We start from the raw sequence: 12,742 nt of genomic DNA, 5'->3' as shown, positions 1-12,742 counted from the left end.
GCATGACCACGCACATGGACACCACGGCAATCGAGGAGGCAAAGGCCAGCAATCGAGACGGCGGCCCGCGAGAGGACCGCCCCGAGGAGGTGGATGAGTTCCTTGAACCCGAGGAGGCGGTCGGATTCGAGGAGGGGCTACCCCTTCTTGACCGTCCGTATGAGGAGTACCCCGATGACCCCCTCACGCCCGATGCGGGGGCGGACGTGGCGGCCCTGGCGGGCCACGAACTCGTTGGGTCCGTGGAGGACCTTGCCGCGGAACTCGATACGACGGAGGGCAAGGTCCGCACCGCCCTCCACCTCCACGACGTGGAGGAACCGACCGCAGGCAGTTCGTTCGATTCGGTGGAGCGGGAGGGCGTCATCGAGGTGCCCCTTCACGGGGTCATCGACGTGGAGCACCTTCGGACCCCAGTGTACGCCGATGCGCGGCTCCTTGAGCACCTTTATATCCGATGCGGAGCGGGAATTTCCGAAATCAAGGAAATCCTTGAGGACGGCATGAACGCGGGACGGGGCGGGGATAAGCCCCGTTGGTCCGTCACGGAGGCGGAAATCCGTTCCGCGTTGGAGGATGTCGCCCTTATCAGTAGTGAGGACACCGAAGGGGGCGACTCCGAGAGGCTACGCCTGGGAGGGGCCACGCACGACTTTAGCGAGAGTGGCGATACCTCCCCGTCGAGTGGCCTCACGGTTTCGACTTCGGATTTCGAGTGAGGGTCTAACGACCACGGTATCGGTCGGGTGTGGCGGTGCGTCGCACGTCCCAAGCGCAACGCAATCAGCACCAACGCACTCAGACCATGAGTACGCAGACCCAACACACGAGCACCGAGGAGCATAGACTATCGAGGGACCCCGAGGACACCGACCGCGGTTGGTCGGATGGTCAGTGGGATGCGGAACGGTTCGACCTTCGAGCGGACGACCCCGAGGACGACGGATTAGGGGGTCAGATTGCCGCCAGCGATTGCGACTCCGCCAAGTGGGACCGTCTCCGCCGTCTCGATGAAGGCTGGATTTCCTACGACGGTCGGGAGTACGACCATGAGGAGGCACGAAAAATCCGCAATCGGGCGGTCGATTCGGACGGACGCACGGAGCACATTTTCAAGATGCACCGTGCGGACACCGTGTGCGACCGCCTCAACGTCCGTAGCGCAACCCGCAACGAGACACGGCAAATCGTTGCCCGAACGGATTGCACGGGCCACTCCCTGGAGAAGGTCATCACTGGCGCGGCAATCGTGGCCCGAGACGCACACGTGGCCACGCGGTTGGCGCAGGCGAGTGAGTCGGTCGATGAGCCGCTCAGTGGCGCGCTCCGCCGTCTCGATTCGCTCGATGACCGCGAGGGCGTGGGTCAAACGCTAGATAATCTGGCGGCCCTGGCGGACGATGACGGTCCCTTGGCGGCCCTCCTTGAGCGGCGGTTAGTCGATGACCCTGCCGTGGTCGAACTAGCGGAGGAGTACGGCTTTAGCATCGAGAACGCTCGCGCAGTCCACTGGGAAGGTGAGGACGATGCGTGAGCCATACACCAACGAGGACCACCACTGGAATATCCGCGTGGCTCACGATGAAATCCTCCGTCGCTTGGTGGAACTCGATAAGCCGTGGTGGGACCGCGGGGTGTTAGCGTTCCTCCACCACGAAAAGAAGATGTCGCAGGCGGAGATAGGTCGCGCCTTCGGAATTACTCAGCAATCGGTTCAGCAGGCGATGGATGAGTTAGAAATTACGGTGCGGACGGGCCGCGAGAAATCAACCGCCGTCGGGCGAAATCAGAAACTCCTTGCGGACTTCGAGGAGGAGGACCCCGCAGGACTTGAGGACTTCATCTGAGGGGCGGCCCGCCTCTTACTTCACTTAAGTATCATAGTAGACGTTAATTCATATACCTGGGGCGGCGGTGGAGTACGTCCGTGCGGAGGCGGAGCGGTGCGGGAGATTACTGCGGTGAGAGTGAGGGCCGTTGAAGGGCCACGAACGTGGCGGACTTTTTACGTATTCAAATCGGCATAGCCGTGGCTCCGTCGTGTTTGATGTACGAAAAACGAGTCGCAGAAAAGCGTGTGTGGGGCGGACGGAACCACCCAACTGCGGACTGCGGACGCAAACATGAGCGCAGGGACCCAACACCTGCGGATGCCGACCGACGGCATCGGACGGGGCGGTCATCGAGCACCAATCTCTCGCCCTCAGTGGTCAACACGTCGAGCACCACGTATAAACTGGGCCGCGCTTATTCGCCGTCCTCCTCCTCTAGGTACTCCCGATGTTCCTTGATTACCGATAAGAACTCCTCAGCCTCCTCCTCACCGAAATCAAATTCCCGCTCATCTACGTCGCCGCGGGGGTCAACGTAACTGGCGGAGAACCGATATTTACCCTTGAGTTGGTTGAAAACGTCGTATAGGTCAGGGTTCCCTATCCCCATGTCAACGAGGTCAGAATATCGGGCTTGCACGTCCCCATGTGTTTCCGCGGACCAACCCATGAAAATCACGTCAATCTTCATCATGCGCTCCGCCGCGTGGAAGGCGTTTTCCACGAATACCCGCCATTTCTCATTCTCCTTGGCGTATTCTGCCGTGTCGATAAACTCATCTGCGGCCTCAGTTAGCGGTCCCTGGTACGAGCGATTATATCTGAAATCGAAATTAAAGAACCACCCCAACTGACCCATGTCCGCGACGGTGACATGACCGTAGTCCTCTTGCTCCTCATCTAATATCACCTCCTCGAACCCCTCCACTTCGTATGCATAGATGGGGTCGCCCGCCTCGATGTCTCTATCCGTATCCAGTTCTGCTTGAACTCGCACCTCCGCATCATCGTTCACGTAAACCTCAACGTCTGAATCGTCCGCTTCTAAGTCCTCAAACTGAGAGAGGGCGAACGGGTTTTTCAAGAACACTTGACCCTTCTCGAAATCCTCACGCTCTAACCCTTTCTCCTCAAGCGCATCGTTAAACCAATACTCAAACACGTTATCGAGGAAATTCTCAACGAACTCATCTGAGAACTCGATTTCGTCGGACATGCCCGATTTTCATGTCCTATTCTTCATAAGATTATATGACTCATTAGTGTGTGAGTCGTTGGTGTGCCTACTGCTAATTGCCCCAGTTGCGATAGCACGGTGAATAAGACGCACCCTCATAGGGTGGATGTAGAAGGAATGGGAGAGGAAGCGCTATTGCTCATGTGTCCCGACTGCAACGCGGTACTCGGCGTTGGAGAAATGAATCCGTAGTTCTCGGTTCGGCCCCCAAGATATTTATCTAGCAGACTAGGATTAGTTATTGCAAAGCCCATGACGGCGCGCCCCCGCGTTCACGCCGCGACCGAACCCAGTTTTCCCGTTCGATACTTACCCGTATCTAGCGGTGAAAACTCCAAGACGGCGCGGCATCGGGGCGTGGTTACGAGCCGTTCTCTGCATGGTCGTATAAGCGGCGCGCCGGTTCGTTCGGGGTTGGTGCCGTCGTCGTCGGCGAAGGTGCGCCACTCGGGACCGCGGTCGATGCGGTCCTCGTCGACGACGAGCCCGCAGTCGGCGCAGACGCGTTCGGTGTTCTGTCGGCGGACGACGCCCTCGCATTCGGGGCAGTTCGCTGACTGACTCATCGTACTTCGAGATTGGCGCCGAAGTAGTATTTAAGCGTAGGACGAATCGAGGGAAATCGGCCGCCAGCCGCCGCGAGAGCGTACCGGTCACCGGTACGTTCGAGACGCGCGCGGCCGTCTATTCGCGTTTCGAGGTGGAAATTTTAAGTCGCGTACGCGAAAACGAACGCGCATGGGACTGTCGGACATCGCGGAGGGGGTGACGGTGACGACGCGCCAGCGCGACCGCGGGGTGGCGAGCGTCGACCGCACCGACGAACCGCTCGCGGACCGGCTCGCGGCGCTCGACGGCGACCTGCCGTGTGCGCCGTCGGCGGCGGCCGCAATCGCGGAGTCGTACACCAGCGGTGGGAGCGTCGGGGACGCCGCCGAAGCGGCCGGCGTCGCGCCGACGACGGCGACGAAGGCGCTCCATCGGCTCGGGTTCGCGGGCGTGACGCCGTTCTCGCCGCTCCAGCGGAACATCCTGAACGACTGGCTGGACGCGCGGCTGACGCGCGCCGAGGCAATCGAACTCACCGGCGCGTCGGAACGCGAGTTCGCACTCGCGGCGTACGTCGCGACCCACGACGAACTCGCGGGCGCGGCGGAGGCGGTGGAGAGCGCGCTGTCGTCGGCGTCGGACGCGATGGTCGACAAACGGGACGCGCTCGGGGCGACGCTCCCCGAGTCCGGTTAGGGGAGTTTCTCGCGGGCGGCGGCGACCAGCGACTCGTTCTCGAAGTCGGCGGCTATCTCGGCGACGAAGGCGGCTTCGGCGAGCGCCGCGACCGACGCCGCGAAGTCACCAGACTCCGATAGGGCGGCGGGGTCGTCGGGGACGCCGGTGTCGTCGTGTGCCGGAATCGCGAGGTCGGCGTCCGGCGGCGCCTCCGAGACGCGGTTGGCGACCGCGAGGTCGAACTCGGCGCCGACGTCGGCGAGGCGGCCGCGGGCGCGCTGGAGGCTGTCGACGCCGCGGTCGCCGGGCGGCGCGACGGCGAGGACGCGGTCGGAATCGGTGACAGCGGCGACGGCCTGGTTCGCGGCGACCGGCGGCGCGTCCACGAGCACGTAGTCGTGGGCGTCGGTCAGGTCGTCGAGCGCGCCGCCGAGGCGTTCGGCGGCGGCCGGCGTCTTCGCGTCGGCGAGGCGCGCGAACGGCGCGAACGCGGGGTACGCGGCGACCGTGCCGGGCGCGTCGGCGACGAGGTCGTGGCGCGCGTCGGCGGGGGCGGCGTCGCCCGCGAAGACGGCGGTGGCGTCGGTGTCGATGCGGCCGTCGACGTACTGGGAGAGACCTTGCGTGGCGAACGCGGCGTCGAAGACGCCGACGGACGCGCCGTCGCGGGCGAGCGCGGCGGCGGTCTCGACGGCGAGACGGGTGGTGCCGGCCCCGCCGGCGACGCCGACGAAGGCGGCAGTTCGTGGCTCCATGCCAGTAACTTCGCTCTGTTTTCGTACTAAAATTTAGTCGTTCGCGGTCGCGGGCTCGGCGACGGCGACGCCCCTGACTTCGAAGCGCGCGCCGCCGCCGTCGGCGTCGGTGACGCGAATCCGCCAGCCGTGAGCCTCGGCGATGCTCTTGACGATGGCGAGCCCGAACCCCGTGCCGTCCGGGTCGGTGGTGTGGCCCGCCTCGAAGACCGACTCCCGGTCGTCCTCGGGAACGCCGGGACCGTCGTCCGCGACGTAGAACCCGCCTGCGCCGTCGAGCGCGCCGACGGTGACGGTCACGTCCTCGCCGGCGTGTTCGACCGAATTCCGGAAGAGGTTCTCGAACAGTTGCCGGAGGCGGTCGGCGTCCGCCTCGAATCGGAGTTCGTCGGCGACGACGAGCGTCGCGTCGGGTGTCGCGACCGTCTCCCAGCTCTCCTCGGTGAGGGCGCGGAGGTCACAGGCGTCGGTGTCGCCGATGGTCTCGCCCTGTCGCGCGAGCGCGAGCACGTCGTCGATGAGCGCCTCCATGCGGTCGTGGGCGTTCGCGACGGCGTCGAGGTTCTCGTCGTCGCGTCCCTCGCGGGCGATTTCGAGGCGGCCCTTCGCGACGTTCAGGGGATTGCGGAGGTCGTGGCTGACGATGCTCGCGAACTGGCCGAGGCGTTCGTTCTGGCGTTCGAGTTCGCGGCGGTGGCGTTCGCTGCGCGTGACGTCCGAGAACAACAGCATCCGGCCGAGGCGCGTGGCGCCCACCGAGAACGGGTTCGCGGTGACGAGGAAGTACCGCGTGCGCCCGCCGTCTTCGAATTCGAGAACTTCGTCCTCGTCGCCGACGGCGTCCGCGACGGCGGGCGCCACCTCGGCGAGCGGTTCGCCGTCGGCGCCGTAGAGCGCCGGGAACAGTTCGCGGGCCTTCTCGTTGTAGTCCCTGATTCGGCCGTTCTCGTCGACGAAGACGACGGGGTCGTCGACTTCGCCGGCGAGCCGTATCGCCTGGAAGCGCTCCGTGAACACGTAGAGGACGCCGACCGCGAACGCCGCGACGCCGATGGGTTCGTACGTCATGTCGACGAGTCGCGGCGTGGCGTAGCCGACGACGTTGAACGCCACGGGGAGCGCGGTGAGCGCCGCGAGTCCCGTGAGCGGGCGGGTGTCGAGGCTCGTCTGGTCGAACAACTCGAACAGCATGAAGTAGCCGACGGCGGACAGCGCGTACGCCAGCCCCGACACCACCCAGTGGACGGCGTTGTTGTGGACGACGACGTGCGGGAACGGCGCGCTGGCGACCGAGGTGGTGAAGTAGACGTGGTGAACCGGGTTGGTGACTTTCACCGCGACGACGGCGAGGAACACCGCCATCGCGGCGCGCCGGTACCGCGGGTCGCGGTGGAGAGTACGACCGCTGTACGCCGAACAGAAGTAGAGCCACGCGCCGACGGTGCTGAAGCCGACGACGAGGCCGGCGATGTGGAACGCCGTCTTCGCCTCGGGGCCGGGCGCGAGCAGGAAGCCGACCTGTGCGATAGCCCAGCCGGCGCTCGTCAGGAGGAGCGCGACGAAGCCGCGCCGGGTGTCGGCGTGGTCGACGCGGCGGGCGCGCGGGACGCTGGCGACGCAGACGACGGCCGCGACGGTGAACGACGCGACGTACGCGGCCAGCAGCGGGTCGATACTCGACACGGATTAGGATGCCTCTGGTGGGATACCGGGCCGAGCCCTCTTGGATGTTCGGTCGGCGCGCGCGCCGTCGGGGCGACACCGGACGGCGCCCCGACCAGTCACTCGGCGTCGGCCGCGATGTCGTCGGCGATGGCGTCGAGTTCGTCGTCGGAGAGGTCGGGCCGGGAGCCGGCGACGGCGTGGACGGGGCGCCCGCCGTCGTCCTCGAACCGCGGGATGACGTGGCCGTGGACGTGCGGGACCTCCTGGCCGGCGGCCTCGCCGTTGTTGAACGCGACGTTGCTCCCGTCGGCGCCCACGGCGGCCTCGACGACGGGCGTGAGCCGGTGGAGCGCCGCGAACACGGCCTCGCCCTCGTCGGCGGGCAGGTCGCCGAGCGTCTCGTAGTGGTCCTTCGGGACGACGAGCGTGTGGCCGGGCGCGAGCGGGTTCGCGTCGAGGAACGCGAGCACGTCGTCGTCCTCGTAGACGACGCGCGCGGGGAGTTCGCCGTCGACGATGCGACAGAAGATACAGTCCTCGGACATGGGTCGGCAGACGGACCGGGCGACCAAAAGGTTACTCGCGTTGTCGCGCGACCTCGGCCCGGAACCGGTCGCGGTCGACCACCCGGAAGGTGAGGTCGCCGGTGGCGACGGCGGTACCGTCGTCGCGTTCGGCGCGGCACGCGAACGACAGGCCGGGGCGGTCGACGCCGACGAGCGTGGTGGAGAGTTCGACGCGGCCACCGACGGCGACCGGCGCGAGGTGGGAGACTGACGCGCCGCGCCCGACGACGCCCGTCCCCTCGGGGAGGCGACCGCGCAGGGACTCGCGGGCCGCGAACTCGAACCGGGAGAGAAGGTACGGCGTCCCGAGGACGCGCACGGCCTCCTCGGGGCTGGCGTCGGCTGCGGCGGGTTCGCCGGGCGGGTCGGTTTGCTCGCCGAACGCGACGGTGGCGTGGGCGTCGTCCACGACGAAGGCGTCGCTTCCGTGTACGTCGGCGTCGGCGAGCGCGTCGAACGCGTCGCTCATGCGGGGACGGACGCGGGAGGGCGTGTTAGTCCTGTCGGCGGCCCGGGAGCGGCGTCACTCGGTCAGCGGCATGAACACGCCGAACAGGAACGGGCACACCACCATTCCGACGACGCCCAGAATCTCGGCGTCGAGGAGGAGCGTGAGTTCCCAACCGGGGAGCGTGCCGGCGCCGAGGCGCGTGCCGAGGGCGCCGACAACGACGAGCGCGACGCTAGCGAGCGTTCCGTACTTCGCGAGTTTCGGGTAGTCGAGGTTCCCGTAACGGCCCATGGCGGGGGTCGCACGCAGGCCGTCGTAAATCTTCTGTGTGCAACAGAAGGACTACAAGCGCCGACTGGCTACCCCGGGTATGCTCGATTCACTGCCGGAACTGTTCGACGCGCTGGTGACACTCGGCTACGCCGTCCTCGGCGCGGGGCTGGTGGGCGGCGGCCTGCTCGCTGAACTGCGGAGCGTCGCGTCCGTCGGCGGCGGCGACCTAGTGTTCGGGACGTGGCTCGCGGGCATGGGCATCGTCGCCATCGCCGCCGGGACGATGCTGTACACGGACAAGGTACGGTCGCGGCTCGGCGCGTAAGCGGTCGACTCCCGGCCCGTCTCAGTGCGAGGACTGTACAACCGATTACCCTTTTAGGTGCGAGCGAGACGGCTACTCCATGAGTGGATTCGGCGACGTGCCCGACCAGTACGACCCCGAGGACGTCGAGGACCGGGTGTTCTCGTACTGGGACGACGTCGACGCGTACGAGAAAACGAAAGCGCACCGGGCGGACGGCGAGCCCTTCTTCTTCGTGGACGGCCCGCCGTACACGTCCGGCGCGGCCCACATGGGCCACGCGTGGAACAAGAGCCTGAAGGACGCCTACATCCGCTACCACCGGATGCAGGGCCACCGCGTCCCGGACCGGCCGGGCTACGACATGCACGGCCTCCCCATCGAGACGAAAGTCGAGGAGGAGATGGACTTCGCGAACAAGAAGGACATCGAGGCCTACGGCGTCCAGAATTTCCTCGACGCCTGCCGGGAGTTCGCGGAGGACAGCCTCCAGCAACTCCAGTCCGACTTCAAGTCCTTCGGCGTGTGGATGGACTGGGACGACCCCTACAAGACCGTCTCCCCGGAGTACATGGAGTCGACGTGGTGGGCGTTCAGCCAGGTGTACGACAACGACCTCGTGGAGCGCGGGAAGCGCTCCATCAGCCAGTGTCCGCGCTGCGAGACGGCCATCGCGAACAACGAGGTCGAGTACGAGGACGTCGAGGACCCCTCCATCTACGTCAAATTCGACCTCGACGACCGCGAGGGGAGTCTCGTCATCTGGACGACGACGCCGTGGACCATCCCCGCAAACGAGTTCGTCGCGGTGGACGAGGAGACCACCTACCAGAAGGTGCGCGCGACGAAGGACGGGAAAGAGGAAGTCCTCTACCTCGCGGAGGAGTGCGTCGACGACGTGCTGTCCGCCGGGCGCTACGACGACTACACCGTCGAGGAGGACTTGCTCGGCAGCGACCTAATCGGCTGGTCGTATACGCCGCCGCTCGCCGAGGAAGTCCCCGCGAACCCCGTGGACGCCGAGGGCACCCACGAGGTGTACCACGGAGACTGGGTGGAGGTCGACCGCACCGGCCTCGTCCACTCCGCGCCGGGGCACGGCGAGGAGGACTTCGAGCGCGGCGAGGAACTCGGCCTGCCCGTGTTCTGTCCGGTCGGCGAGGACGGCGTCTACACCAGCGAGGGCGGGAAGTACGAGGGCGAGTTCGTGCGCGACGCCAACGACGGCATCATCGCGGACCTCGAAGCCCACGGCGCGCTCCTCGCGGAGCAGACCGTCTCCCACAGCTACGGGCACTGCTGGCGGTGTGACACCGGCATCGTGCAAATCGTCACCGACCAGTGGTTCATCACCGTCACCGACGTCAAGGACGAACTGCTGGACAACATCGGCGACTCCCAGTGGTACCCCGAGTGGGCACAGGAGAGCCGGTTCCGTGACTTCGTGGAGGACGCGCCGGACTGGAACGTCAGCCGGCAGCGCTACTGGGGCATCCCCATCCCCATCTGGACGCCCGAGGACTGGAGCGGCGACGTCGACGACGTGGTCGTGGTCGGCGACCGCGAGGAACTCGCCGAGCGCGTCGACCAGGACGTCGACCCCGAGGCGGTCGACCTCCACAAGGACACGGTCGACGACCTCACCATCACCGAGGACGGCACGACGTACACGCGCGTCGCGGACGTCTTCGACGTGTGGATCGACTCCTCGGTGGCGTCGTGGGGCACCCTGAACTACCCGAGCGAGACCGAGGCCTACGACGAACTGTGGCCCGCCGACCTCATCATCGAGGCCCACGACCAGACCCGCGGGTGGTTCTGGTCTCAACTCGGGATGGGCACCGCGGCGGTCGGCGAATCGCCGTACAAGAACGTCCTGATGCACGGACACGCGCTGATGCCGGACGGCCGGTCGATGTCGAAGTCCCGAGACATCCGCATCGACCCCCACGAACTCATCGAGGAGTACGGCGCGGACCCGATGCGGATGTTCGTCCTGTCGGTGACGCCGCAGGGCGACGACATGCGCGTCTCGAAGGAGGAGGTCGCGAACATGCAAAGCGACCTCAACATCCTCTGGAACGTCTTCCGGTTCCCCCGGCCGTACATGGCCAAAGACGGCTTCGACGCGAACGTCCCCGAGGCCTTCGGCGGCGAGAACGCTGGCGTCGGCGTGGCGGACGCCGACCTCGAACGCGTCGACGAGTGGCTGCTCTCGACGCTCCAGCGCGTGAAGGCGGACGCCAACGAGTACTGGGAGGCCTACGAGCAGCACAAGGCCCTCGACGAACTGCTCGACTTCGTCGTGGAGGACCTCTCCCGGTACTACGTGCAGGTCGTCCGCGAGCGCATGTGGGAAGAGGAGGACTCGGCGTCGAAGACGGCGGCGTACGCGACGATGCAACGCGTCCTGCTGGAGGTCACCGCGCTGCTCGCGCCGTACGCGCCGTTCGTCTCCGAGCAACTCTACCAGCACCTCGCCGGCGACGCGGCCTACGAGACGGTCCACATGTGCGACTGGCCCGAGGTCGACGAGGCGTACCGGAACCCCGAACTGGAGGACGCCGTCGGCGTGCTCCGGCGCGTCGAGGAGGCGGGGAGTCACGCCCGCCAGCAGGCCGGCCGGAAACTCCGCTGGCCCGTCACGCGCATCGTCGTGGACGCCGACGACGAGGCCGTCGTGGACGCGCTCGACGCGCACGGCGACCTGCTCGCCGACCGCCTGAACGCCCGGTCTGTCGAAGTCGTTCAGCCGGGCGAGTCGTGGGGCGAACTCGCGTACAGCGCGCGCGCCGACATGAGCGAGCTCGGCCCGGCGTTCGGCGACGACGCGGGGCGCGTGATGAACGCGCTGAACGACGCCGAAGTCACGTCGAAGGACCTCGACGCGCTCGCCGACCAAGTGAGCGAAGCCCTCGGGATGGACGTGGAACTCACCGAGGAGATGGTGGAGTTCGTCGAGTCCACGCCCGAGCACGTCGCAGGCGCCGACTTCACAGGTGGCACCGTCTACGTCGACACCGAACTGAACGAGGACGTGGAGAGCGAGGGCTACGCCCGCGAGGTCATCCGGCGCGTCCAGGAGATGCGCAAGGACATGGACCTCGAGATGGACGCCGAGATTCGCCTCGACGTGCTCGTGTTCGACGAGCGCGTCGGCGAACTCGTCGCGCGCCACGAGGACCTCGTCAAGGAGGAGACCCGCGCCCGCGAACTCGCGGAAGTCGAGGACGGCTACCGCGAGGAGTGGGACGTCGACGGCACGAAGATAGCGCTCGAAGTCGAAGAACTGTAGGCGGAGTCGAGTCGGCCTCCTTTTTCGTCGGCGACGAGAACGCCGCGAGTCAGAGTTCCTCGGCGATGGCGGGCGCCGCGGACACCTCGGAGACGACGCGTTCGAGCGTGTCCGTGCCGTAGACCGCTTCCGCGCCGGCGTTCGCGAGTTTGAGACGGGCGTTCCCCGCGAGCAGGGGGTGGACGCAGGTGACGAACACGCGCGCCGGGTCGTCGAGCGCCGCGATGGCCTCGCTCATCGTGGAGCCAGTCGCGATGATGTCGTCGGTGACGACCACGTCGCGGCCAGACACGTCGATGTCGCTCGGGGTGACGGTCACGTCGCTCCCGGAGTGTCTGACTTTCTCGAAGTGGTCGGTGTCGCCCTCGCCGTAGGCGTCCCGCACCGACTCGGCGATGCCGATTGCGCCGTCGTCCGGCGCGAGAAACACCGGGTCGGCGAGCCCGTCGGGGAGCGGGTCCGCGAGCCGCGGCGCCGCGTCCACGCCCACCGCCGGCACGTCGAAGAAGTCCAGCACGGCGTCCTCGTGGGGGTTGACGGTGACCACGCGGTCGGCGCCCGTCGAGACGGCGCGCGCCACCGCCCGCGCCGACACCGGCTGCCCCGTCTCGAACGCCTCGTCCTGTCGCGCGTACCCCATGTACGGCAGCACGGTCACGACCTCGCTCGCGCCAGCCTCGCGCGCCGCGTCCTGCAACTGGAGCAGTTCCACGTGCGCGTCGCTGGAGACGGTCGACGCCACCACGACCGCCCGGCCCGCCACCTCGGGTACGGTCACCATCTGTTCGCCGTCCGGGAACGACTCGTAGTCGACCCGCCCGAGGTCGACCCCGAGGTCGGCGGCGAGCGACGCCGCCAGCGACTGCGTCGCGGACCCGCTGAGTATCATACGCGAGTCGAGTCGAGCCGACGGCTTACGCGTTTCCCTCGCTGTTTCGGGTGGGAGAGGGTCCCACGGCAGTTTCCGTCGTTTTCTCCTCGGAGTTCGCCACGGCGACCTGCATCAACACTTCGTCGAAAGCCCCCTCCCGCTCGCGCCGGCTGCGCGACATATCGCTCACTGCGTTCGCGATAGGGGTCGCGCACCGCGACGCGACCGGTCGTCCCCTTTCGAAGTCCCGGAAGACTCGCTTCGCT

Annotated in this window: 14 protein-coding genes; 6 read left to right on the top strand and 8 right to left on the bottom strand. The window is 66.7% G+C overall.

Annotated features, from left to right (window positions below):
• Positions 1-2 precede the first annotated feature (2 nt).
• The 3 genes from LT972_RS00415 (at position 3) to LT972_RS00405 (ending at position 1,847) form a co-directional block, all read left to right on the top strand.
• Complete coding sequence (locus LT972_RS00415; protein WP_232571217.1) at positions 3-719, top strand: hypothetical protein; 717 nt, start codon at positions 3-5, stop codon at positions 717-719.
• Between the two features lie 86 nt (positions 720-805).
• Positions 806-1,534 (top strand): hypothetical protein, encoded by a 729-nt coding sequence (locus LT972_RS00410; protein WP_232571216.1) that lies wholly within the window; start codon positions 806-808, stop codon positions 1,532-1,534.
• The gene (locus LT972_RS00405; RefSeq protein ID WP_232571215.1) at positions 1,527-1,847 is read left to right on the top strand and encodes a MarR family transcriptional regulator; all 321 of its coding nucleotides are present in this window, start codon (positions 1,527-1,529) and stop codon (positions 1,845-1,847) included. The genes LT972_RS00410 and LT972_RS00405 overlap by 8 nt, the downstream gene beginning before the upstream one ends.
• Positions 1,848-2,247: 400 nt before the next feature.
• Here the strand turns inward: LT972_RS00405 and LT972_RS00400 are convergent, their stop codons facing one another.
• Positions 2,248-3,048, bottom strand: a complete 801-nt coding sequence (locus LT972_RS00400) for a HEPN domain-containing protein (protein ID WP_232571214.1) — start codon at positions 3,046-3,048, stop codon at positions 2,248-2,250.
• A gap of 293 nt (positions 3,049-3,341) precedes the next feature.
• Entirely contained in the window at positions 3,342-3,635 is a 294-nt protein-coding gene (locus LT972_RS00395) for a TFIIB-type zinc ribbon-containing protein (protein WP_232571213.1), read from the bottom strand.
• A 172-nt stretch (positions 3,636-3,807) separates the two neighbouring features.
• On the opposite strand from LT972_RS00395, the gene LT972_RS00390 reads away from it, so the two are divergent.
• Positions 3,808-4,314 carry a DUF7858 family protein gene (locus LT972_RS00390; RefSeq protein ID WP_232571212.1) on the top strand — a complete coding sequence of 169 codons (507 nt, stop codon included), beginning with the start codon at positions 3,808-3,810 and terminating at the stop codon, positions 4,312-4,314.
• Here LT972_RS00390 and LT972_RS00385 read toward each other — a convergent pair.
• The 5 genes from LT972_RS00385 to LT972_RS00365 all read right to left on the bottom strand — a co-directional run bounded on the left by LT972_RS00385 (position 4,311) and on the right by LT972_RS00365 (position 8,024).
• Positions 4,311-5,051, bottom strand: a complete 741-nt coding sequence (locus LT972_RS00385) for a ParA family protein (protein ID WP_232571211.1) — start codon at positions 5,049-5,051, stop codon at positions 4,311-4,313. The two genes, LT972_RS00390 and LT972_RS00385, sit on opposite strands and share 4 nt — an antisense overlap.
• A 33-nt stretch (positions 5,052-5,084) precedes the next feature.
• A complete protein-coding gene (locus tag LT972_RS00380) occupies positions 5,085-6,734 on the bottom strand; it encodes a sensor histidine kinase (protein WP_232571210.1) in 1,650 nt (549 codons plus the stop codon).
• Between the two features lie 98 nt (positions 6,735-6,832).
• The gene (locus LT972_RS00375; RefSeq protein ID WP_232571209.1) at positions 6,833-7,261 is read right to left on the bottom strand and encodes an HIT family protein; all 429 of its coding nucleotides are present in this window, start codon (positions 7,259-7,261) and stop codon (positions 6,833-6,835) included.
• 31 nt (positions 7,262-7,292) lie between these two features.
• On the bottom strand, positions 7,293-7,751 hold the full coding sequence (locus tag LT972_RS00370; RefSeq protein WP_232571208.1) for a thioesterase family protein: 459 nt from the start codon (positions 7,749-7,751) through the stop codon (positions 7,293-7,295).
• A gap of 54 nt (positions 7,752-7,805) precedes the next feature.
• Complete coding sequence (locus tag LT972_RS00365) at positions 7,806-8,024, bottom strand: DUF7860 family protein (RefSeq protein WP_232571207.1); 219 nt, start codon at positions 8,022-8,024, stop codon at positions 7,806-7,808.
• A gap of 79 nt (positions 8,025-8,103) precedes the next feature.
• On the opposite strand from LT972_RS00365, the gene LT972_RS00360 reads away from it, so the two are divergent.
• Both LT972_RS00360 and ileS read left to right on the top strand, forming a co-directional pair.
• A complete protein-coding gene (locus tag LT972_RS00360) occupies positions 8,104-8,331 on the top strand; it encodes a hypothetical protein (RefSeq protein ID WP_232571206.1) in 228 nt (75 codons plus the stop codon).
• A 79-nt stretch (positions 8,332-8,410) separates the two neighbouring features.
• Positions 8,411-11,605, top strand: coding sequence for an isoleucine--tRNA ligase (gene ileS, locus LT972_RS00355; RefSeq protein WP_232571205.1), 3,195 nt, complete (start codon positions 8,411-8,413; stop codon positions 11,603-11,605).
• Positions 11,606-11,654: 49 nt separating this feature from the next.
• Here ileS and prs read toward each other — a convergent pair whose 3' ends face one another.
• On the bottom strand, positions 11,655-12,494 hold the full coding sequence (gene prs / locus LT972_RS00350) for a ribose-phosphate diphosphokinase (RefSeq protein ID WP_232571204.1): 840 nt from the start codon (positions 12,492-12,494) through the stop codon (positions 11,655-11,657).
• Between the last annotated feature and the right edge of the window lie 248 nt (positions 12,495-12,742).

Source organism: Halobacterium litoreum (genome assembly GCF_021233415.1).
GTDB classification, from domain to species: domain Archaea; phylum Halobacteriota; class Halobacteria; order Halobacteriales; family Halobacteriaceae; genus Halobacterium; species Halobacterium litoreum.
Note: the sequence above shows the minus strand (reverse complement) of the source record. Positions and strands in the feature narration are given on the sequence as shown.